This is a genomic window from Bacillus carboniphilus (genome assembly GCF_039522365.1).
GTDB lineage: Bacteria > Bacillota > Bacilli > Bacillales > JC228 > Bacillus_BF > Bacillus_BF carboniphilus.
Window position 1 is genome coordinate 1 of the sequence record NZ_BAAADJ010000002.1, and the last position, 20,110, is coordinate 20,110.

General features: G+C 37.2%; 27 protein-coding genes. 16 read left to right on the forward strand and 11 right to left on the reverse strand.

Translation table 11 applies throughout. From position 1 onward, the window contains the following. Positions 1 to 102: 102 nt before the first annotated feature. Entirely contained in the window at positions 103 to 984 is an 882-nt protein-coding gene (locus ABDZ91_RS00365) for a peptidylprolyl isomerase (RefSeq protein WP_343795313.1), read from the reverse strand. Between the two features lie 318 nt (positions 985 to 1,302). On the opposite strand from ABDZ91_RS00365, the gene ABDZ91_RS00370 reads away from it, so the two are divergent. From ABDZ91_RS00370 to ABDZ91_RS00380, 3 genes are all read left to right on the forward strand, one after another. Then, the gene (locus ABDZ91_RS00370; protein WP_343795455.1) at positions 1,303 to 1,389 is read left to right on the forward strand and encodes a YjcZ family sporulation protein; all 87 of its coding nucleotides are present in this window, start codon (positions 1,303 to 1,305) and stop codon (positions 1,387 to 1,389) included. A 101-nt stretch (positions 1,390 to 1,490) separates the two neighbouring features. After that, positions 1,491 to 1,574: a YjcZ family sporulation protein gene (locus ABDZ91_RS00375; RefSeq protein ID WP_343795457.1), complete on the forward strand. Its 84-nt coding sequence runs from the start codon at positions 1,491 to 1,493 to the stop codon at positions 1,572 to 1,574. Between the two features lie 42 nt (positions 1,575 to 1,616). Continuing rightward, a complete protein-coding gene (locus ABDZ91_RS00380) occupies positions 1,617 to 1,709 on the forward strand; it encodes a YjcZ family sporulation protein (protein WP_343795315.1) in 93 nt (30 codons plus the stop codon). Between the two features lie 151 nt (positions 1,710 to 1,860). Here the strand turns inward: ABDZ91_RS00380 and ABDZ91_RS00385 are convergent, their stop codons facing one another. The 4 genes from ABDZ91_RS00385 to ABDZ91_RS00400 all read right to left on the reverse strand — a co-directional run bounded on the left by ABDZ91_RS00385 (position 1,861) and on the right by ABDZ91_RS00400 (position 4,192). Further along, positions 1,861 to 2,040 (reverse strand): hypothetical protein, encoded by a 180-nt coding sequence (locus tag ABDZ91_RS00385; protein ID WP_343795317.1) that lies wholly within the window; start codon positions 2,038 to 2,040, stop codon positions 1,861 to 1,863. Between the two features lie 212 nt (positions 2,041 to 2,252). Beyond that, the gene (locus ABDZ91_RS00390) at positions 2,253 to 2,780 is read right to left on the reverse strand and encodes a DUF3267 domain-containing protein (RefSeq protein WP_343795318.1); all 528 of its coding nucleotides are present in this window, start codon (positions 2,778 to 2,780) and stop codon (positions 2,253 to 2,255) included. A gap of 226 nt (positions 2,781 to 3,006) precedes the next feature. Beyond that, complete coding sequence (locus ABDZ91_RS00395; protein WP_343795319.1) at positions 3,007 to 3,582, reverse strand: HTH-type transcriptional regulator Hpr; 576 nt, start codon at positions 3,580 to 3,582, stop codon at positions 3,007 to 3,009. A gap of 253 nt (positions 3,583 to 3,835) precedes the next feature. Further along, positions 3,836 to 4,192: a YtxH domain-containing protein gene (locus ABDZ91_RS00400; protein WP_343795320.1), complete on the reverse strand. Its 357-nt coding sequence runs from the start codon at positions 4,190 to 4,192 to the stop codon at positions 3,836 to 3,838. Between the two features lie 212 nt (positions 4,193 to 4,404). Between ABDZ91_RS00400 and yhzF the strand changes: the two genes are divergently transcribed. Next, entirely contained in the window at positions 4,405 to 4,602 is a 198-nt protein-coding gene (yhzF, locus tag ABDZ91_RS00405; protein ID WP_343795322.1) for a membrane protein YhzF, read from the forward strand. A gap of 45 nt (positions 4,603 to 4,647) precedes the next feature. Here yhzF and ABDZ91_RS00410 read toward each other — a convergent pair whose 3' ends face one another. Continuing rightward, positions 4,648 to 5,175 (reverse strand): tryptophan transporter, encoded by a 528-nt coding sequence (locus ABDZ91_RS00410; protein ID WP_343795324.1) that lies wholly within the window; start codon positions 5,173 to 5,175, stop codon positions 4,648 to 4,650. 128 nt (positions 5,176 to 5,303) lie between these two features. After that, positions 5,304 to 5,729 carry an HIT family protein gene (locus ABDZ91_RS00415; protein WP_343795326.1) on the reverse strand — a complete coding sequence of 142 codons (426 nt, stop codon included), beginning with the start codon at positions 5,727 to 5,729 and terminating at the stop codon, positions 5,304 to 5,306. A 109-nt stretch (positions 5,730 to 5,838) separates the two neighbouring features. Between ABDZ91_RS00415 and ABDZ91_RS00420 the strand changes: the two genes are divergently transcribed. The 6 genes from ABDZ91_RS00420 (at position 5,839) to ABDZ91_RS00445 (ending at position 10,578) form a co-directional block, all read left to right on the forward strand. Beyond that, the gene (locus ABDZ91_RS00420) at positions 5,839 to 6,129 is read left to right on the forward strand and encodes a hypothetical protein (protein WP_343795328.1); all 291 of its coding nucleotides are present in this window, start codon (positions 5,839 to 5,841) and stop codon (positions 6,127 to 6,129) included. A 544-nt stretch (positions 6,130 to 6,673) separates the two neighbouring features. Next, positions 6,674 to 7,417: an ABC transporter ATP-binding protein gene (locus tag ABDZ91_RS00425; protein WP_343795329.1), complete on the forward strand. Its 744-nt coding sequence runs from the start codon at positions 6,674 to 6,676 to the stop codon at positions 7,415 to 7,417. Then, entirely contained in the window at positions 7,410 to 8,618 is a 1,209-nt protein-coding gene (locus ABDZ91_RS00430; protein WP_343795330.1) for an ABC transporter permease, read from the forward strand. The genes ABDZ91_RS00425 and ABDZ91_RS00430 overlap by 8 nt, the downstream gene beginning before the upstream one ends. A gap of 39 nt (positions 8,619 to 8,657) precedes the next feature. Next, positions 8,658 to 9,368, forward strand: coding sequence for an EcsC family protein (locus tag ABDZ91_RS00435; RefSeq protein WP_425541769.1), 711 nt, complete (start codon positions 8,658 to 8,660; stop codon positions 9,366 to 9,368). A gap of 86 nt (positions 9,369 to 9,454) precedes the next feature. Then, positions 9,455 to 10,210 (forward strand): GNAT family N-acetyltransferase, encoded by a 756-nt coding sequence (locus tag ABDZ91_RS00440; RefSeq protein WP_343795333.1) that lies wholly within the window; start codon positions 9,455 to 9,457, stop codon positions 10,208 to 10,210. 38 nt (positions 10,211 to 10,248) lie between these two features. Next, positions 10,249 to 10,578, forward strand: a complete 330-nt coding sequence (locus ABDZ91_RS00445; protein WP_343795335.1) for a hypothetical protein — start codon at positions 10,249 to 10,251, stop codon at positions 10,576 to 10,578. 45 nt (positions 10,579 to 10,623) lie between these two features. Here ABDZ91_RS00445 and ABDZ91_RS00450 read toward each other — a convergent pair whose 3' ends face one another. Continuing rightward, positions 10,624 to 11,823 carry a M20 family metallopeptidase gene (locus tag ABDZ91_RS00450; RefSeq protein WP_343795337.1) on the reverse strand — a complete coding sequence of 400 codons (1,200 nt, stop codon included), beginning with the start codon at positions 11,821 to 11,823 and terminating at the stop codon, positions 10,624 to 10,626. Positions 11,824 to 11,960: 137 nt separating this feature from the next. Here ABDZ91_RS00450 and ABDZ91_RS00455 point away from each other — a divergent pair, with 137 nt between their 5' ends. Beyond that, positions 11,961 to 12,599: a phosphatase PAP2 family protein gene (locus ABDZ91_RS00455; protein WP_343795339.1), complete on the forward strand. Its 639-nt coding sequence runs from the start codon at positions 11,961 to 11,963 to the stop codon at positions 12,597 to 12,599. A 156-nt stretch (positions 12,600 to 12,755) separates the two neighbouring features. Here the strand turns inward: ABDZ91_RS00455 and ABDZ91_RS00460 are convergent, their stop codons facing one another. Further along, positions 12,756 to 14,150 (reverse strand): hypothetical protein, encoded by a 1,395-nt coding sequence (locus ABDZ91_RS00460; protein ID WP_343795340.1) that lies wholly within the window; start codon positions 14,148 to 14,150, stop codon positions 12,756 to 12,758. 183 nt (positions 14,151 to 14,333) lie between these two features. Here ABDZ91_RS00460 and liaF point away from each other — a divergent pair, with 183 nt between their 5' ends. The 3 genes from liaF to ABDZ91_RS00475 are packed head-to-tail and all read left to right on the forward strand — an operon-like array spanning position 14,334 to position 17,026. Then, positions 14,334 to 15,329: a cell wall-active antibiotics response protein LiaF gene (gene liaF, locus ABDZ91_RS00465; RefSeq protein WP_343795458.1), complete on the forward strand. Its 996-nt coding sequence runs from the start codon at positions 14,334 to 14,336 to the stop codon at positions 15,327 to 15,329. Further along, positions 15,307 to 16,395, forward strand: coding sequence for a sensor histidine kinase (locus ABDZ91_RS00470; protein WP_343795341.1), 1,089 nt, complete (start codon positions 15,307 to 15,309; stop codon positions 16,393 to 16,395). Before liaF ends, ABDZ91_RS00470 begins: the two co-directional genes overlap by 23 nt. 4 nt (positions 16,396 to 16,399) lie before the next feature. After that, positions 16,400 to 17,026: a response regulator gene (locus ABDZ91_RS00475; RefSeq protein ID WP_343795459.1), complete on the forward strand. Its 627-nt coding sequence runs from the start codon at positions 16,400 to 16,402 to the stop codon at positions 17,024 to 17,026. A 19-nt stretch (positions 17,027 to 17,045) separates the two neighbouring features. Here ABDZ91_RS00475 and ABDZ91_RS00480 read toward each other — a convergent pair whose 3' ends face one another. Then, a complete protein-coding gene (locus ABDZ91_RS00480; protein WP_343795343.1) occupies positions 17,046 to 17,552 on the reverse strand; it encodes an antibiotic biosynthesis monooxygenase family protein in 507 nt (168 codons plus the stop codon). 217 nt (positions 17,553 to 17,769) lie between these two features. Between ABDZ91_RS00480 and hemE the strand changes: the two genes are divergently transcribed. Together hemE and hemH are read left to right on the forward strand one after the other, a co-directional pair. Then, positions 17,770 to 18,810 (forward strand): uroporphyrinogen decarboxylase, encoded by a 1,041-nt coding sequence (gene hemE, locus ABDZ91_RS00485; protein WP_343795345.1) that lies wholly within the window; start codon positions 17,770 to 17,772, stop codon positions 18,808 to 18,810. A 68-nt stretch (positions 18,811 to 18,878) separates the two neighbouring features. Further along, positions 18,879 to 19,814: a ferrochelatase gene (gene hemH / locus ABDZ91_RS00490; protein ID WP_343795347.1), complete on the forward strand. Its 936-nt coding sequence runs from the start codon at positions 18,879 to 18,881 to the stop codon at positions 19,812 to 19,814. Positions 19,815 to 19,920: 106 nt separating this feature from the next. On the opposite strand, the gene yhfH is transcribed toward hemH, so the two are convergent. Further along, a complete protein-coding gene (gene yhfH, locus ABDZ91_RS00495; protein WP_343795349.1) occupies positions 19,921 to 20,061 on the reverse strand; it encodes a protein YhfH in 141 nt (46 codons plus the stop codon). Between the last annotated feature and the right edge of the window lie 49 nt (positions 20,062 to 20,110).

Here is a 20,110-nt window from a genome sequence, read left to right on the forward strand (position 1 = left end):
AACGATATGAATTTTTACGTCAATCATAGTTGAACCGCCGTATACCGAACGGTACGTACGGTGGTGTGAGAGGTCGGGGGTTAGTCACCCCCTCCTACTCGATTATTGTTGTGCAAATAAGTCTTTAAAATCTTCGTCTTTCACGTCAAGTTTAGCTTCATCCATTACCTTGTCTACTGCTTCTTGAATAGAGGCAGCATCCATTTTTGTTTTTTGGTAATCAGCTTTTACTTGTTCTTTAGCGTCTTCAAAAGCAGGCTTTTCTTCCGCTTCAGTCACTTGGATGATATGGAAACCGTATTGTGATTCAACTGGCTCGCTGACTTCGTTTACATCTAGGCTAAGCGCAGCTTTCTTAAAAGGTTCTACCATATTTGTATCTACAGCAACTTCGCCTACCTCTCCACCGCTATCTTTAGAACCAGGATCTGTAGAATATTCTTTTGCAAGTTCAGCGAAGTCTCCGCCTTCTTCAATCTTTTGTTTTACTTCCTTCGCAGTTTCTTCATCTTCTACAAGGATGTGACGAACTTTTCTTGGAGTTCCCCATTCTTCCTCATAGTACGTTTGTAAATCTTCGTCACTAACGTCAATTTGGCTCTTAGCTGCTTCTTGGCGTAGCAAGTCCAATTTTACAGCACGGCGAAATTCTTCTTCACTTGTAAATCCATTTTGTTGTAACGCCATTTCAAAGTTTTCACCAAATTGTTCTTTAATAGGAGCAACTTGCTCATCAATTTTTTCTTCAGAAATATCAAATTTAGCATTAAGGACTTTTTCCTGTAATAGAGTGTTTAGCGTTTGCTCACCAAACATATCTTTCATAGCATTATATAGCTCGTCCTTTGTAACAGTACCGCCTTCAAATTCAACAAGTACCTCTGAATTATCTTCTTTTGCTTCTCCCTCTCCATTATCAGAACATGCAGCAAGACCTACTACTACAGCTCCAGAAAGTAAAAAGGACATCATCCATTTTTTCATGTTAACACTCCTAAACATTGATGTATAACCAAAAACCCATACAGTAACTTATACCATATTGAAGGTCATAACACAATGAAGAATGGTTTGAGCAAATGATAAAATTCACCAATTTTCTTCCCAGTTTTTTTTATGGTTAAGGGAAGGCATATGCCCATTTTTTGATATGTAGAGAAGAAGAATACTTTAATAAACCTTGAAATTATGGGGTTTTAACTAAAAAAAGTGATGTTTGTTTCAGAAATCTGGGTGAATTGCTTACCCAAATTTACACGGGCCACATAGTATATAGCGAAGAGAAAAAAGGAGGTATACAAAATGGGTCACACATTTAACTCAGGATTCGCGTTAATCGTTGTGTTGTTTATTTTGTTAGTTATTGTGGGGGCAGCCTACATTTACTAAATGTAGGAAATAAGAATTTCCATTAAAACGGGATACGTGCCTAGTCGAATGGTACGTTCGCTGAATAGTATATGTTAGTCGCTTGTAAAGGAGGTGTTTGAATGGGTAACGCATATGCAGGAGGTTTCGCGTTAATCGTTGTATTGTTTATCTTGTTAATTATCGTAGGTGCAGCATGGCTGTAAGGTTTATTAACATGTGGTAAATGAGAGAGGAGGGAACCTTGGATGTCAGGAGCTGGAGTTTACGGAGGAGGCTTTGCGCTACTCGTAGTATTGTTCATCCTTCTCATTATTATCGGTGCAGCTTGGATTTACTAATCACTCGATTATAGGGGGCTTCCCTTATAACACAAAAGGAGAGAATTGCCATGCAACCTCTCCTTTTTTTCTTGTTTAATTATTATTTGAGCATTTTAAATAGAATCTCTATTTTCTTTAAACCATGAAAATGACGATTGGTTTCCGTATATCACGTATATAAAATTTCTACATATGAAGAAACTAGAAGAATCGTAATGGAAACATTAATAAATCGGAACACTTTAGGTTGACGTTCTTCAGGAATCTCTTTTTGTATACATAAAGAGTTCGTCATTCGGTTGATGGAGTAAAGGATGAAAACAGAGAAAAGTAGAAACATAGAGATCATCCCAATCCCCTCCTTTGATTCTATGTATTTAACAATACCAAATAATTATGAAAAAAGATACTGTGATATTCAATCCTTATATTGGACATTCATTTAAATTATATGCAACAAAAGTTTGGTTTTATACCAAACTACCAATTTCTATTAAATCTACTAATCTGCTGTAGTGAAACAAAAAGGCGCAACCAAAAAAGGTGGGAGCGCCAAGTCGATTATTTTAATATTAAAATTTCAATCCCATCTTTTGTTTCTTCAATAAAACAAGATTTGGGAGTGTTCATTATATTTTTCAGATAGATAAAATCTTCTACACAAAGACCAGTGTGTAAAGCTAAAAATAACACGATGTAATGAAAATAGGCTGGAAAACAAATGATCAATATGAATCCTGCTAATGTGATAAAAACAAATGGAAACAGAAGCGCTCCTATATAGGAAACTTTAGCAACAGGATCACTTAGTTGACATTTTATCTTTCCTTTACTTTTCATTACGAGTCTACATTTTACACCGCTCAACTTGAAGGAAAGCAGGTGTAAAAGTTTATGAACCGGATATAGTATAAATAATGATAGCAAAAATAAAGAAAAATACTGTTCATTTGGACGTGCACCATCAACGAGTACATGCGTAACAGAATATAACAATATAAATGAAAATAGCATCGTTAAAAACGAAAAAAATAACATTCGATAGAATCCGTCATGTTTAAATACATGGATGGATTTCCAGCAATGCATGAATACTCACCCTTTTTTCCGATATCTTATAAAGGAACATCTTCCTAACAATCAATGAGACTATTACTCTCAAATGTCCATTCATTTTTAATTTCAAAAAACACACCTAACATACTGTAAGCAATTTGTTTGACAAAATCAAGATGTTTTTTTCATAAATATTTCAGGTATGTTCATCCAAAATGTGGGAATGGGTGAAATTCATAAAATCATCCAAAAAAAAGAACTACGCTGTTGGACTTTCTTCAATACTTTTTTTCTGGATTTTTCCATCTACTTCTTCAAAGTCATGCTGTAGATTATGAAAAGATTTTTCAAAGATATCCATAAAATCCTCGCCATAAATATTTCGAACGATGGCCATAACCTCAACAACTTCAGGAAACTTCCCATATAAATTGCGTAATGGAAGAGCCCCAGAATAAACGGAGTTTTCGTCTGGTTCGTATTCATCCATCAACTGTAGGAGAATCTCCTCACCTTTATCAGTTATTTGGACATACGTATTTCTCTTATCATTTTCCCTTTTTGAAAAGGTCAATAATCCACGCTCTTCTAATTTTTTCGAAAAATTAAAAGCTGTTGATACATGCATGACACCAAACTTTGCCACATCAGAAATGGAGGCCCCACCTAAGTGGTAGGTAATCCATAAAATATGGTGTTCGTTTATATTAAGATCGTACGGTTTAATCCATTGTTGCCAGTCTTTTTCTACTGATTTCCAAAGAGCTTTACTCAGCTGAGCAATACGTTGACTAAACATCATGGCTTCTTTTTTTGACTTAAAGGATTCCGTCATATACACACCTGCCTATTCTTCCTGATCTAACCCTTTATGAATTTTACTTCTAATACCAAATAACGGATTAGATAACCTCGGCTTCATTCGAGGTACTTCCTAAGCTTATTTGTCCAGCTAAACGCCTTCATAGTCTTTCTACGAAGATTTTCCCACCGAAGAGATATCGGGGTAATTAAGGCGTTTTAGCTTTTCTTATTATTATGCCAGTAAAATGAATGGTTGGGAAGATGAAAAAATGCAAAAATTTTGTCTATTTCTGATAAATAGATTGTTCGAGATGTTGAAATTGCTTTTGAATCTCTTCCATTTCTTTTCTGAATTCTTCCATTTGGGGGTCTAGGGAATTTTTCCACTGTTGAATGGAAGGCTTCATTTGATTCTGAACAATTCCAGCTGCCTTTTTTCCTTCAGAAACTAATTTTAATACATCAGTCTTTACATTAGATGCTTTATTTTGAACATCTTTTACTAATGATCCCCATTCTTTAGTTCCATTTTTTAGAGAAGTTCTCACCTCTCGTCCAGACGTTGGAGTAGTGAACAGAACTGTCGCACTACCAATCAATCCTCCAACTAATACACCGGTTATCAAAGATCTAATTTTCATACCATCACCTCAAAAACTAGGGTAATAAAAACTTCTACAAGTGTTTAAAAATTCCTCTTCATTTTCGAAAAGAAATTTTTTTGAAAAAACATTTCGTTAAGTTTATTCATGTCCAGAATCATGGGTGAATATATATGAAAAAAGTGTATGAAGAAAAATCGTATATATTTGATTAAGCCTTTCGTAACTATGTAGAGAGGATGATTAGTTGTATGACAGCTGTTATGGTTATTTTATTTCTTATTAGTTTCTTATTATTTGGCGCTACCGTGTATTATTCCATGATTTTAAAAAAATCTAGGATGTATCCTCCAAAAACCATTATTCGGAAGAAAATACAAACACTAGGAACATTTGCGGTAGCAAGTTTGTTATTAGGTATAATTCTGTTGTATATACCTGCTGGCTGAAAACATAAAAGCCTAGGCTATATTAGCCTAGGCATCATTTCATTATTAGATATTAACATGATTTGTTTTAACTTGAAGTCTTTGCGTTAACTTCATTGCAATTGGGTAAATAATGACCATTACGATGGTATTAAGAGCGACTGTCGGTAAAACAATTCCTACTGTTAGAGCAAGGAATGTATTTGGTAACTCAACAATAAACAACGCTGTTCCTAAGAAAATCATACCTGATACAAAGGTTCCGACTGCCGTTAAAACTGCTACTGGTACTATGGATGTACTCAATTTTTTAATAGCCATAAATAATCCAAAGAAGATAAACGCAGTTAGAAATTTATCAATGATATTAGGAAGCTGACCACCTGGCATATTGGTTGTTAAAGCTGACATGATTCCTGAAGCGATACCCACTAATAGAACGTATTTTGCTTTTGGAAATAAAATGATTCCTAAAAACATCATAACCAAAAGCATATCTGGTTTCATGCCCCCACCGATTCCAGGGATAACAAGGTGTAGTACTGTCCCCATTGCAATTAAAAGTGCAAGTAAAACTAATTCTTTTGTCTTCATTACTCATCTCTCCTCATCTATTCTAACTAATCTGTGATCCCCTATAGTACCCTCTGGTCTATAGCGAGATTATAGGTATTATATCATAAGTTTCAGGTTGTGAACATGTTCGTAATTCTTTTTCGAAATTACAATTGAATCTTTTGATTGATTTCACTAGCAATGGTTTGGAGCTTTTCTCCAGTGTATTCACTTTGATGAGATTTCCAAACAGCGCCAAATCCGTCTCCTTTACCGTAGCGAGGAATGATGTGCATATGGTAATGGAATACAGATTGACCAGCTTCTTCACCGTTGTTATTAAGAAGGTTAAGTCCCACTGGTTCATAAGCTTCTTTTACAGCCTTTGCAATCTCAGGTACAACTTCAAAAATTTGCTTAGAAATCTCTGGAGTCAGTTCGTAAATGTTTTCTTTATGTACTTTCGGGATTACCAGAGTATGTCCTTTTGTAACTTGGCTAATGTCCAAGAAAGCAAGCACATGCTCGTTTTCATATACCTTTGCAGCAGGAATTTCTCCCTTTATGATCTTACAAAAAATGCAATCATCCATATTCGTCCAACTCCTGTTCTTTTTTGGGATATTGTACCACAGGAGCGGAAAGGTTTGAAAGTTGGGGTGGGGGCGACCTTAAGGTGGGGCTGGATTTTATAAGAGAGTTTTGTTTGATGAAGGGGAAAAAGAGAACATAAACCGGATTTATGTCCTGGTTTTGGTGGAGGAAGGGGAAAAAGAGAACATAAACTGGTTTTATGTTCTAGTTTTGGTGATGGAAAGGAAAAAAGAGAACATAAACCGGATTTATGTTCTAGTTTTGGTGATGAAAAGGAAAAAAGTGAACATAAACAGGATTTATGTTCTAGTTTTGGTGATGGAAAGGAAAAAAGAGAACATAAACCGGTTTTATGTTCTAGTTTTGGTGAAGGATAGGAAAAAGGAGAACATAAACTGAATTTATTACCTAGTTTTAGTACAGGTAAGCAAAAATCTGTACAGAATCAGAAAACCCTTTTCTCAAAAATAAGAAGGCGAAATCCTCGAATAAGGATTCCGCCTCTTGAAGGGGATTACTTAATTGAAATTACGCATATATCTCTTTAACAAACACCCCATTTTGAATGTGTCGTTCCTACTGGTTAGAGTGTACAAGCGCTCAAGATCAAAAGATCTTAGAAAGAGCTTACAGTGGCTTTATCTTTGATAAACACCCCATTTTAGAATTGTCATTCATTTAATGGTTGTTATCGGGTTTTCCACTCTCCGTGCAACACGACCATCCCCTTAATATATCTTCATAAAAGATATTTTTCGGAAAGGCTTTGCTTTGTCTATATGGCTTTTTTCAATTGCTAACCCCTTCGCTAATTAGAATGGCCGGATTAGACTTTAAATACACTAGAAATCCTTTCCAATTTTTTTATGCTTTCACTAGGAGTAAGACCATAAAATTTGGTACGATATAAAAAATAAGAGATAAACCATGGAGGATACGCCACATGTCTTTATTAAACGTGAAAAATATTACGGGCGGTTATTCAAGAAAGCCTGTCATTCATGATATTGATTTTGAAGTAAATGAAGGAGAGCTTGTGGCTCTTATTGGATTGAATGGAGCAGGAAAAAGCACAACCATCAAACATATTATTGGACTGCTTGAACAGCAGAAAGGGACGATTACGTTAGGTGGGACAACCGTGTATGAAGACCCAGAAGTTTTTAGACAAAAGCTAAGCTACATACCTGAAACTCCTGTCTTATATGAAGAACTAACGCTAGAAGAACATTTTGCTTTGACTGCAATGATGTATAACATTGATGAAAAAGAGGCTGAAAAAAGAAAAGAAGCTCTTCTGAAGGAATTTAGAATGGAAAAAAGGCTTCAATGGTTCCCTGCTCATTTCTCAAAAGGGATGAAGCAGAAGGTAATTATTATGTGTGCTTTCTTAGTAGAGCCCAAGCTATACATTATAGATGAGCCTTTTGTAGGGTTAGATCCCATTGCTATCCAGTCCTTACTGAATTTATTGACGAAGGAAAAGCAAAAGGGTGCAGGTATTTTAATGTCTACACATATATTGGCGACAGCTGAAAGATATTGTGATCGTTTCATTATTATTCACAATGGAAAAATTATTGCAAAAGGAACCTTAGAGGAATTAAGGAAACTTACTGGGATGCCAAACGCTACCTTAGATGATATGTACTTATTTTTAACTAAGGGGCATGATGAAGATGAATAGCCGAAAGCTTTGGAGTAATCGAATACAAGAACAGTGGAAGGATTATCAAAAGTATCTCCGTTATATGTTTAATGACCATCTTTTGATCGTTGTTATCTTTGTTATAGCAGGTGGTGCACTTCAGTACCAAGCATGGCTTCAAACATTAGAGCCAACATTCCCAGCTGCGATGGTTCTTTCCATATTACTTGCGTTATTGATTACAAGAAGCCGAACAGCCACTTTTTTGCAAGAAGCAGACCAGGCCTTTTTACTTCCGGCAGAGGTCCACTTCCGTCCCTATTTTTGGAAATCAGGTGTTTATAGCTTTCTAATGCAGTTAGCACCGCTACTAATTGTTCTTTTAGTTTTATATGGTATTTATGACCGTGTAGAAGGGACACAAACCTTTCTTTCTATTTTTGTTTTTATTGCTCTTTTAAAAGCATTAAATATCTGGGTGCGATGGATGGTTTTCAAGGAAAGAGGGATCGGTAGAACCTACAGCCCGTTTGTCCGCTACCTCCTAAATGCATCAGCTTTGTATTTCTTTTTGCAAGCTGAATGGGTGTTTCTGTTAATCGTGTTAGGAATTTTCTTAGCACTAACGATAATTTTGTGGAGTAATACCAAAAACAAGTTGATTAAATGGGATGATCTAATAGCAGAAGATGTCCAACGTAGATATGAATTTTATCGTTTCGCAAACATGTTTACCGATGTACCTAAATTAAAGAGTCGAGTGAAAAGAAGAAGACCGCTTGATTTCCTTTTGCCAGGCAAGAAGGGGAAAGAAACAGCTTATGTATATCTTTTTGCACGGACTTACATAAGATATGGTGACTACTTTGGTTTAACCTTCCGTCTAACCGTCATTGGATTTGTGATTTCATTTATGCTTGAATCCGTTTGGTTTATGTTATTAGCCACTTTAATCACGATTTATTTAACTGGTTTTCAGCTTATTCCGTTATTCAAACAAAATGCCTTTTCACTTTGGGTACGATTATATCCATTTCAAGCAAAAGCAAGAATCCAATCGTTTACAAAATTTTTGGCGGGTGTGTTAGCGATCCAGCTTGTCATTTTATCCAGTATCTTTTTATTTCATCAAGAATGGCTCTTCTTTATAATCGCCATTTTGACGGGATACTTGTTCATTTTCTTCTTTATGAAAATGTATATTGAAAAAAGAATTCAAAAGGAAACGAACATGCAGTAAGGAGTGTACCGTGTGTTTGAACATACGGAGGGGATAAACATAAATAGCTATGACGAAATAGCAAAAAGTGACCTAGAGTTTTGGAAGGTCAAACAGTTTAGGAAATCAAGTTCGCTCAATCGAATGGCTAAAAATCTACAATTAAAGGCAAATAAATGGATCCCAAAAAAAGTACATCAAGTCATAACAGAGAGTATTAAAGGAATGGTTAAAACCGCTTTAGTTGGTTCAGATATAAAGAGAATGGACCCCATATCAAAGATGGACCTACAGGATCGGGAGAAATTAGCCATAGAAAAATTGAATATCTATAAGAAAACAGCGGCAGTAGAGGGAGCGGGGACTGGAGCTGGCGGAATCATGTTAGGACTAGCTGATTTCCCTTTACTCCTATCGATAAAACTCCGATATTTATTTGATATTTCAAGTATTTATGGATTTGATCCAAAGGAGTATGAGAATCGGATCTACATTCTTTATGTTCTATTATTGGCATACTCAAGTGATGAAAAGAGAAAAGAGACGTTAGCTGTACTAGAAAATTGGAACGCAGAAAAAGAAGAGTTAGTCGAACTTGATTGGCAAACCTTTCAGCAAGAGTATCGCGATTATTTAGATGTCAAAAAGATGTTGCAGATGGTTCCAGGAATCGGGGCAGTGGTCGGTCTTTATGTGAATTATCAGCTTTTAGATCATTTAGGGGAGACCGCGAAGTATGCTTTTCGAATGAGGTATTTTACAGAAGAATAATTGATACTACACACAAACAGCAGTCCCCTTTTGTAATATGAGATTAGGGACTGCTTTTTTAAAAGAAAATCCAGGGGGAGAAACTAGTGACGACAACCGAAATGATTGAGTTAAATCAAGAGAATTTAAATCAAAGTGGATGTTACTGTCTTCGTAGTCAGCCTAATTCAACAGGTTATACAAATAAAAATGCCTGGCTTAGGGATAGGTTTAATGAAGGGTTAAAATACATAAAAGTGATGGACAACGAAAAATTAGCTGGTTTCATTGAATACACACCTATCGAATATTCTTCAAGGGTGGTGTGTGGTGATAACTATTTAGTCATTCATTGCTTATGGGTTCACATCACAGGAAAAGGGCATGCCTCTACATTGATTCGTAAATGTATTCAGGATGCCAAAGAAAAAAATAAAGATGGAGTCATAGTTATTACAAACCCAAACACATCATGGACACCTAGTAAGGACATTTTTATTAAAAACGATTTTCTCGAAGTCGATCATGCACCGTATGGATTTGAATTGCTTGTCCATAAATTCGGTGATGCACCAGACCCCTATTTTCCGAATGATTGGGAGGAACGTCTTGCACGCTTCAGTGGTTTAACAATCCTCCGTACACCACAGTGTCCTTTCGTAGAAGTAGCAACTGATAACGTTATGAAGGCCGCGGATAAATTAGAAATAAAAGCAGAAATCATTGATATTAAGAATAGAGAAGAATTGATGAGACTTTCTCCTACTCCTTATGGAATCTATGGAGTGATCTATAAAAATCAATTACTATCCTTTCATAGACTAACTGCTCATTCTGCTATGAAGAGATTAAGAGAGTTATAGGATTAAAGTTACAGGAACAAATGGGGTTGAATAAAAGGATGAAAAAGGTCGTAGCACTCGTTTTAGTTCATATTATATTATCTTCAAACGTGTACCCAGCCATTACTTTTGCTCAAGAAGAAGCTTTTATTGAAGAAATTGCACAAACGGAGTACACAGATGAAGAAATAGAGAGAGCAAGGGAGAAATATGGAATAACTGAATCTACTACATATCAGCCTAATTCATTGTTACATGGTGAATTTGGGTTCAGTGGAAACCCTGTTGGACATATATTAAAAGTCTTAGCTATACCTATAGTTATTCTTGTATTATTTCTGTCTATCAAAAGAAAGAAGAATAGGGATAAAAAAATGCCCAGAATATAATCTGAGCATTTTTTATTTATTTCTGTTTGCCATCCTAAAAGTCTGTTACTCCTGCCCGGATAACACAGTCTCCGCTTGATGCGCATGAATGGCAGCGGAACCTAATGTTTTAGCAGCCACTAACATAGCTTTCTCATTAAAATCGAACTTCGGATGATGATGAGGATATGGTACATCCACACCTTCAGGCTTAGCTCCAGTGAAAAAGAAGGTACCCTTCACATGTTGCAAGTAGTAGGCGAAATCTTCTCCTCCCATTTCTGGCTCTGCTTCTTTGACTGACATAACATCCGGAATTTGTTTCGCTTGCTCTACTAAATAATGCGTTTCATCTTTGTGATTCACCACAGCGGAGTACCCACGTTCATATAAATACTCATAATCACTGTGGTTAGCTAGACAGACTCCTTTTACGATTGTTTCAATTTCCGCTTCGATTTGGTCACGTACTGTTTCATTAAATGTCCTAACCGTACCAGCAAGTTTTGCTTTATCAGCAATAACGTTAAATGCATTATCTGCTACAAATGAACCAACCGATAAAACTCCTGAGTCGATTGGATTCACACGTCTACTAACTACTTGTTGGAGGTGAGACACAATTTGAGCACCAGTGACAATCGCATCATGAGTACGATGAGGCTGCGCGCCGTGACCACCTTTCCCGTTCACTGTAATTTGGAAACGGTCAGCAGCCGCCATGATCGGGCCAACTCGATATTGGATTTCACCGAAAGGAACCGTTGCCCAAAGATGGGTACCAAAAATCACATCAACACCATCTAAGCAACCATCTTCAATCATAGGAAGAGCACCGCCGGGAGCATATTCCTCCGCATGCTGGTGAATAAGAACATATTCCCCTTCTAATTCACTCTTTAGTTCATGAAGAACTTTCCCTAAGACCAAAAGTGTCGCGGTATGACCATCATGACCACAGGCATGCATAACACCAGGTGTTTTTGATTTATAAGGAAGATCTGTTTCTTCCTCTATTGGAAGGGCATCAAAGTCAGCACGTAAAGCAACAGTCAAGCCTGGTTTCGTACCTTTAACCCTTGCTACAACGCCGTTACCGCCCACATTTCCTCTCACTTCGATTCCTAACTCTTTGTAATAGTTTTCTATGTATTTTGCAGTCTCATATTCTTTAAAAGATAATTCAGGGTGTTGGTGTAAATAACGTCTAATTGAAACCATTTCATCGTAATATTGTTCTAATCTTTGGAAAAGTTTGGTCTCCATATTCATTCCCCCTCTTATTTCAAAGTATTATAGCACGCCTTCGGAATTTTTACACTTTTAAGAAAGTATGAAAAATGGCTTGAAATATTTCCAATAAAAACATTAAATAACAGTATAGGAAAAAAGGAGGAGCTGCTTTGAACCAAAGGTCTATGTGGATTTTGCTATATACGATGTGTATACCGGCCTTATTTATTTTCTTCTGGATGTATTCCATTGCCCAAACGGATGGGATGACAGGTTTTGATTCTACTATTTTTTCATTTTTTAATGCTATATCTGGCGATGTTATGGTCCAAGTAGCAAAGGGCGTGACCATCGTTGGAAATAAACCAACGATTATTGTTGGTGCACTATTATTATTATGTTGGTTATGGTTTAAAAGAAAAAACTATCTGGGGTTGGCGATCCTAGCTCTGGGCGTAGGTGGAGGAAACTACCTGAAGAATTGGTTGAAAGAATATGTTGGTAGGGAACGTCCCGAAACGGCCCTATTGGCTGAAGAAGAGCTGGCTTTTCCAAGTGGACATGCCATGATATCCCTTGTATTTTACGTATTATTAGCCTATTTTATTGCAAAAGAAGTTCAATCAAGAGGAGCTAAGATTACCATTTATGTAACGGGTATTTTAATTGCATTCCTTTCGGGGACGAGTCGTATTATTCTACATGTTCATTACCCATCTGATGTCATTGGGGGATATGCGCTTGGCTTCGCACTCCTCATGCTGTGTCTGTTTCTTTATAGAAGATATGAATCTAAATTTCCTAAGTGAAAAGGGATGGTTTTTCCATCCCTTTTCCTCACACTATAAGAAAATATAAAATTTTAGCGAGAAGTAAATTCGGCGTAGATAAAATTTTAAGGTGTATAGTATAAACGCAACTACGCCTAATCATCGCCTAAAGGCTCGCCAATCGGCGAGTTTTCTTTACAATAGGAACATCGCTACAATAGTCGTAACAACTAAACCGATGGTCACAGGTAGTAAATTTTTACGAGCTAATTCAAACGGATCGACATTACAAATAGCAGCGGCAGGAATAAGAGCCCATGGAACCAGTGTACCTCCACCAACCCAAATGGCTGAAATTTGCCCTAGTGCTGTTAATGTTGCTGCTCCACCCTCTATGGATGCTGAGAAAAGACTTGCAATGGAACCAGCAAGAGATATTCCAGAGAATCCTGAACCATCAAGACCAGTAATAGCACCAACTGCTGTTAAAGTGATGGCGCCAACTTCCTTCGTGAGAGGGACTATGGAAGCTAAACCAACCCCAAGATCATTTACAATTCCATTTGAAGCTTCAGGGAGAAAATCTCCTATAATTGTACCGAACCCTGAATCCCCTAAATAGAAAAAGGCAGCTATGGGAATTACAGGGCCAAATACTTTAAAACCGAATTGGAAGCCATCAATTAAATAGGAGGTCGTCTTTTCAAGCCCCTTATTTTTGTGGCTAAATAGAGTTATGATGATAAGGATGAAAATTGACGTACCACCAACTAATGCTGTTGCATCTCCACCTGTTAAATTAAACTGAAACATTGCCCAAACATCTAGGGCAAATAAAACGGGAATCATAATCGCAAAGATTCTTTTTACGTTATTAGATAAAAGATTCGGAGTCTCATTGTCATTAGAAGTATCTGTATAAGCATTGTTTTCTACTTTTAATTTTCCAAGTTTCATATCACGCTTTAGAAAAATAAAAGCGGCAACTGTTGTCACAACACCCATGACGATGACTAGTGGAATACTTGCATTCACAACTTCTTGTACCTCTAATCCTGCTGCATCAGCCGTAAGCTTTGGTGCTGCCTGAATAATAAAGTCACCAGATAAAGCAATCCCGTGACCAAACAAGTTCATCGCTATGGCGACGCCAAGAGCCGGCAAACCCACACGAATGGCAACAGGTAAGAACACGGCACCGATTAGAGCTACAGCTGGTGAAGGCCAGAAAAACCATGAAATCACCATCATAACAATACCAATCGTCCAATAGGCTAGTGTAGGCGTTCTAATAATTTTGGTAAATGGTGAAATCATAACATCGTTAATTTTCGAATCCATTAACACTTTACTCATGGCGACGATAATAGATATAACGAGAATCGTACCTAGAAGTTCACTTATGGCATAGGTGAAACCAGTAAAGATACTCATAACCGAGGTGGTTAACTCACCTGTAGCGGTTAGTGCAATTAAGAAAATTCCAGCAATACAAACTAAAGTAGTATCTCTCTTTTTCACCATGAATCCAATGATAAGAGCGATAAAGGATACATAAATCCAGTGGATGGCTGTCATTTCAACACCCATGAAAAAACCTCCTCTTTTATCCTGGCAGCCCAGATGTATTACAGAATATGTAGAGGAAGGTGAATGGTGTGTGTCCATCCGTCCAGAGACTGACTTCAAGTTCGACCTTGAGGACGTTTCTTTTATGTTAGATTACTATTAAACTAACTAGTAAAGGAACAGAAGAAAGGAAATGTGAAATATATGAGGGCTTTATTTCCGTTATTATTGCTAGGGACTGGGGTTGTATTACTCCTCCTCAATTTTGGGGTCATTTCTTTTGGGCTAGAAGAGATTTTTGTCCTAGTCTACCCGTTTATCCTAATTTTCTTTGGTTTGAGATGGTTATATAAAGGGTTTAAGAACCCATCACTGTTTCTTCTGATTTTAGGGGGATTTACCACTATATTCTCAACATTACTGATTGCTGATCGCTTAGAAATCATCGATTTTGCTTTTTCAGATGGAAAAAAATTGTGGCCATTATTATTTATCCTCATTGGAATCTGGATGCTTGGGAGTAAGTTGAGAAGAAAACAGAAGTCATCCGTAAAGGAACCTATCCAACTAGCTTCTAATGAACATGATATTGACGATGAAGAGTTCGATACCATGGGGGATGAATATGACTCAATCGGTGATGAGTTCGATAAACTTGATCATGACATGGATGATCTTCAAGCAGACATCAACAACAGTGTGAAGGATATTCAACAACAGGTGGATGAGAAACTTAAGAACATCGGTAAAAATATACGGATTGATATTTCTAAGTCCGATGACAATAAGAAAAAAGTGAAAGTGGAAGTGAATGGAAAGGATGTAACAGAACTCAAAGAGAAAAAAATGAGAAATATTGGAGTTACGAGCCTTTCTATGAAGAAGCCAAACTGGGAGCTAACTCCACTAGATTTATCTTCTACGATAGGGAACTACTATTTTGATTTTAGCAAGGCGTATATTCCAGATGAAGAGATTACAATCAAAATCAAATGTAGAGTCTCAGATATTAAAATGATTGTTCCAGAAGGAATTCCGATCAAGGTGAATGCTAGCGTGAATATTGGTGATGTAAAGGTAATGGGGAATTATTGGGGCGGAGATTGCTCATTCGTTTCTAAAAATTATGATGAAGCTACTAGAAAGCTAAATATCAATATTAAGGCGTGGGTCGGAGATGTTCGAATTGAAGGAGTCTAGTAAAGTCGTCATTAACCAAAGTGTAAGAGGATGGCTATTTCAAGAGTTTACAAGGATGGCCATCACGGTGAGTTTATGTATATTCGTAGAAATTCAGCTATACTTACTCATTTCTCGAAACGGTAAAAACTTTTTGATTGATTCATTGTGGATTTCACTCCTTGCAGTCATTACCATTTTTGCCTTTGCCTTCTACTATACATTCAGGTCATCTACAGCCATGAAAAAAAGGGCAGATGACCTGTCTACTTATGTTACACAGTTAAGAAGAGGGCGTTGGCAAGAACGGTTAGATTGGAAAGAAGAAAACGAGTTTTCGATTATTGCAGATGACTTAAATGCACTTGCGGAACATATTGAAGAACAAGTTAATACATTACAAAGGCTAGCAGATGAAAAGTCGGTCCTTGCTCAGCAAGCGCAGACGGCAGCAGCCCTAGAAGAAAGACAAAGACTAGCTCGAGACCTGCATGATTCGATTAGCCAACAGCTTTTTGCCCTTACCATGCTTTCATCCGCTGTATTGAAAGGGGAACGGACAAAGGAAGAATTAGTAGACTCATTGACAGAGATATCTAGAATCTCTGCTCAGTCACAGCTAGAGATGAGAGCACTATTACTTCATTTGCGACCTGTCCAATTAGAAGGAGAATCCTTGAGTGACGCCACGATTAAACTGCTTCGTGATATACAGAAGAAGTTTCCAATCAAGTGCCAAGCTAGCATCGATGAGTTACCTCCACTTTCCCAAGGATTGGAAGAGCATTTGTTTAGAATTATCCAAGAAGGGATTTCCAATATTTTGAGACATGCCAATGCTACCCAATTGAAGTGTCAATTGACTGAAAGAGGCGAAAATATCTATCTCTATTTAGGAGATAACGGAAAAGGCTTCAGCGTTGATACAGCGAAAACAGGCTCGTATGGACTTTCTACTATGAAAGAAAGATGTGAAGAAGTGGGAGGAATCTTTACCATTCGATCTCTTCCTGAAAAAGGAACCTACATTGAAGTGACGGTTCCAATTAAATCAGTTAAAAGAGGTGAAGCAGTTGAGTCAGATTAAGGTGATGGTTGTAGATGATCATGATCTTGTCCGCAAAGGGATCTTATCCTATTTGAAGACAGACGATCAATTTCACATTGTCGGTGAGGCGGAAAGTGGTAATAAAGCTATTAAGCTAGCTGAAAGCGTTCAACCAGATGTTATTTTAATGGATTTAATGATGGAAGATGGGGACGGAATCAGTGCAACGAAACAAATTATTGAAAAGCTTCCTCATGTAAAAATCATTATTTTAACGAGTTTCTATGATGACGAGAAAGTTTTTCCTGCTATTGAAGCGGGAGCCTTTAGTTATTTGCTGAAAACCGCTAAAGCAGAAGAAGTAGTAGATACGGTAAAAAAGGCTTTTAAAGGAGATCCGGTTATTGAAACAAAAGTAGCTTATAAGTTACTAAATCGCGTACGAAAATCGGACCCAAAGCCACATGATCACTTAACCGAACGTGAATTAGAAGTGTTAACCTGTTTGGGTGATGGGATGACCAACCAAGAAATCAGTGATGAACTATTTATAGGAATTAAAACGGTTAAGACGCATGTAAGTAATATTTTGAGTAAGCTCGGTGTACAGGATCGAACGCAAGCTGCGATTTACGCCAATCGAAATGGGATATTACGAAAATCTGAATAAAAACCAGCCGATGGTACTTCTATTCTTCGGCTGGTAATACATACTGAGAGACATAGGAAGGGCCAGAAAAAATGGTTTGAGTACTGGTACCTTTCTCTGTCTCTCTTTTTTTATGGGCTTCTTTATAGGAAGTTGACTCTTTCCACTTTTGAAAGAATGTTTGATTTTCCCAAAGGGTGAAAATGATGTAGGTGTCGTTTGATTTTGGACGTAGGACTCTCATAGCTACAAAACCAGGTTCATTTTCAATCATACCTGAACGGTTTTGAAATCGATGTTCAAATATAGGTCTGCCCTCATCGGTTACGGGGATATTATTGAGAACTGCATAACCTGACTGAATGATTTCTCCAACTGAATCAATGACTTCATATTTTCTTCCTTCTTTAAATAATGTGTCTTTTTCTGTTTCATGATATAGCATAGCGTTATCTTGATTTTGCATGATAAATAGGTTTTCTTGAGGATGTTTCTCTTTAATAGAAAATAAATAGGGAAACGTGCCATTTGTTATATACACATTCATATAGTTCCTCTCCTTTAAACGCTCTTTTTAAGTATTCTTAACAGAAATAGGGCAATTTCATGACAAATATTTCGTATTGCTATACATCTTTCTAAAAAAAGCTTATATTGGTAAGCGGAATCATTAACAATACTAGTGTAAATAAACCCTTATTTTTTCTTTTTATTTTATTGTAATACAATACTTATTAGATAAGATGAAAGGCGTGACGACTGTCATGATTAAGAATGACACATTTTTAAAAGCTGCAAGAGGTGAAAAAACGGATCATGTTCCTGTTTGGTATATGAGACAAGCAGGTCGATCTCAGCCGGAATACCGTGCACTAAAAGAGAAATATTCTCTTTTTGAAATTACTCATAATCCAGAGCTTGGGGCTTATGTAACAAGACTTCCTGTTGAACAGTATAACGTGGATGCAGCCATTCTATATAAAGATATTATGACTCCGCTACCAGGAATGGGAGTCGATGTTGAGATTAAAAGTGGGATTGGTCCGGTAATCGATAACCCAATTCGTTCTCTTCAAGATATTGAAAAACTACGTCCTCTTGAGCCTGAAGAGCATGTCCCGTACATTTTGGATACGATTAAATTGCTCACTACAGAACAATTAACGGTCCCTTTAATTGGCTTTGCAGGTGCTCCTTTTACAATGGCAAGCTACATGATTGAAGGAAGACCATCACGTGATTATAAGAAGCTAAAAGCCTTTATGTATGGGGAGCCTAAAGCGTGGTTTGCCTTGATGGACAAATTAGGCGATATGACAATCACATATATAAAAGCACAAATTAAAGCTGGAATCAGCGCATTCCAAATCTTTGACTCTTGGGTTGGAACCTTAAATCGCCAGGATTATCAAACCTTCGTGAAACCTGTCATGACTAAAATTTTTACGGAGCTTCAGAAAGAAAATGTACCAATGATCTACTTTGGTGTAGGAGCTAGTCATTTAATTCATGACTGGAACGAACTACCTGTTCATGTCATTGGATTGGATTGGAGAATGCCAATTCGTGAGGCAAGAGCACTTGGAATTAAAAAGAGTCTTCAAGGAAATCTAGATCCAACATTCTTATTGGCTCCATGGGATGTTCTAGAAGCGAAGGCAAAAGAAATTCTAGATGCTGGAATGGAACAACCAGGTTACATTTTTAACTTAGGACATGGGGTTTTCCCAGATGTAAACCCAGATACATTGAGAAAGTTGACTCAATTCATTCACGACTACTCCAGCGATAAGCTAGGAAAGTAGTAATTGGTTGAATTAAAAATATGAGATATGGGAAAATAGATTGATGTTGAAAAAGGGTGTGAACAATAATGTCAAAGAAGAAAATGGGTCTCCTTGTGATGGCATATGGAACTCCTTATAAAGAGGAAGATATTGAACGTTATTATACACATATTCGTCACGGCAGAAGACCATCTGATGAACAGATAGAGGATCTTCGAAGTCGTTATCAAGCAATCGGTGGAATTTCTCCATTAGCTAAAATAACAGAAGAACAAGCTTCTAAACTTGAGCAGCACTTGAACGATATTCAGGACGAAATTGAGTTCAAAGCCTATCTTGGACTGAAGCACATTGAACCTTTTGTAGAAGATGCTGTTGAGCAAATGCACAAGGATGGAATTGAGGAAGCAGTAAGTATTGTATTAGCACCTCACTTCTCTACTTTTAGCGTAAAATCATACAACGGCCGTGCAAAAGAAACGGCTGAAAAATTAGGTGGACCAACGATTACCTCTGTGGAAAGCTGGTACGATGAGCCGAAATTTATTCAGTATTGGACGGACCGAGTAAAAGAAACATACGCTGGGATGTCCGAGGAAGAAAAAGAAAAATCAGTTCTAATCGTGTCTGCGCATAGTTTACCTGAAAAAATTCTTCAATACGGAGACCCGTATCCAGAACAGCTAGAGCTAACCGCTAAAATGATTGTAAAAGGGTCTGGTGTCCCAAACTACGCTGTAGGTTGGCAAAGTGCGGGGAATACTCCAGAGCCTTGGTTAGGGCCAGACGTTCAAGATTTAACAAGAGAGCTCTATGAAGAAAAAGGGTATACATCCTTCGTATATATTCCAGTTGGATTCGTAGCTGAGCACTTAGAAGTTTTATATGATAATGACTATGAGTGTAAGGTAATTACGGATGAGCTAGGTGCTAAATACTACCGTCCAGAAATGCCAAACGCAAGACCGGAATTTATTGATGCAATGGCTACGGTAGTATTAAAAAAGTTGAATAAAGCGTAATAAAAAAAAGGGTTGCCGTCAACAAACGGCAACCTTTTTTAGTAATCAAAAGGAGCGAAGGTAAAAGGGTCAAACTTACATTTTTATAAGGGTATAATGAGGCAAGCTACAAGGATATTTCATGAACTTGAAGACAATTTTCACAAACGTTACCATAACACTCATGCTGTTCTTCTATGGCGTTTCCACATTCATGACACTGTTTCTTTGGTAAATTTCGAAAGAACTCAAGAACATTGGGTAGCAAGGAGATCCCCTCATTTCGTTGGTTTACTATATTGTATTATAACAGTTCA

Coding starts and splice junctions, on each gene's coding strand:
- liaF (WP_343795458.1), top strand. CDS start 14,334: ATGAGGGCTTTATTTCCGTTATTATTGCTAGGGACTGGGGTTGTATTA.
- ABDZ91_RS00380 (WP_343795315.1), top strand. CDS start 1,617: ATGTCAGGAGCTGGAGTTTACGGAGGAGGCTTTGCGCTACTCGTAGTA.
- ABDZ91_RS00390 (WP_343795318.1), bottom strand. CDS start 2,780: ATGCATTGCTGGAAATCCATCCATGTATTTAAACATGACGGATTCTAT.
- ABDZ91_RS00365 (WP_343795313.1), bottom strand. CDS start 984: ATGAAAAAATGGATGATGTCCTTTTTACTTTCTGGAGCTGTAGTAGTA.
- ABDZ91_RS00415 (WP_343795326.1), bottom strand. CDS start 5,729: ATGGATGATTGCATTTTTTGTAAGATCATAAAGGGAGAAATTCCTGCT.
- hemH (WP_343795347.1), top strand. CDS start 18,879: ATGTCAAAGAAGAAAATGGGTCTCCTTGTGATGGCATATGGAACTCCT.
- ABDZ91_RS00460 (WP_343795340.1), bottom strand. CDS start 14,150: ATGGGTGTTGAAATGACAGCCATCCACTGGATTTATGTATCCTTTATC.
- ABDZ91_RS00470 (WP_343795341.1), top strand. CDS start 15,307: ATGTTCGAATTGAAGGAGTCTAGTAAAGTCGTCATTAACCAAAGTGTA.
- ABDZ91_RS00425 (WP_343795329.1), top strand. CDS start 6,674: ATGTCTTTATTAAACGTGAAAAATATTACGGGCGGTTATTCAAGAAAG.
- hemE (WP_343795345.1), top strand. CDS start 17,770: ATGATTAAGAATGACACATTTTTAAAAGCTGCAAGAGGTGAAAAAACG.
- ABDZ91_RS00375 (WP_343795457.1), top strand. CDS start 1,491: ATGGGTAACGCATATGCAGGAGGTTTCGCGTTAATCGTTGTATTGTTT.
- ABDZ91_RS00480 (WP_343795343.1), bottom strand. CDS start 17,552: ATGAATGTGTATATAACAAATGGCACGTTTCCCTATTTATTTTCTATT.
- ABDZ91_RS00430 (WP_343795330.1), top strand. CDS start 7,410: ATGAATAGCCGAAAGCTTTGGAGTAATCGAATACAAGAACAGTGGAAG.
- ABDZ91_RS00370 (WP_343795455.1), top strand. CDS start 1,303: ATGGGTCACACATTTAACTCAGGATTCGCGTTAATCGTTGTGTTGTTT.
- ABDZ91_RS00395 (WP_343795319.1), bottom strand. CDS start 3,582: ATGACGGAATCCTTTAAGTCAAAAAAAGAAGCCATGATGTTTAGTCAA.
- ABDZ91_RS00445 (WP_343795335.1), top strand. CDS start 10,249: ATGAAAAAGGTCGTAGCACTCGTTTTAGTTCATATTATATTATCTTCA.
- yhzF (WP_343795322.1), top strand. CDS start 4,405: ATGACAGCTGTTATGGTTATTTTATTTCTTATTAGTTTCTTATTATTT.
- ABDZ91_RS00385 (WP_343795317.1), bottom strand. CDS start 2,040: ATGATCTCTATGTTTCTACTTTTCTCTGTTTTCATCCTTTACTCCATC.
- ABDZ91_RS00410 (WP_343795324.1), bottom strand. CDS start 5,175: ATGAAGACAAAAGAATTAGTTTTACTTGCACTTTTAATTGCAATGGGG.
- ABDZ91_RS00475 (WP_343795459.1), top strand. CDS start 16,400: ATGGTTGTAGATGATCATGATCTTGTCCGCAAAGGGATCTTATCCTAT.
- ABDZ91_RS00450 (WP_343795337.1), bottom strand. CDS start 11,823: ATGGAGACCAAACTTTTCCAAAGATTAGAACAATATTACGATGAAATG.
- ABDZ91_RS00400 (WP_343795320.1), bottom strand. CDS start 4,192: ATGAAAATTAGATCTTTGATAACCGGTGTATTAGTTGGAGGATTGATT.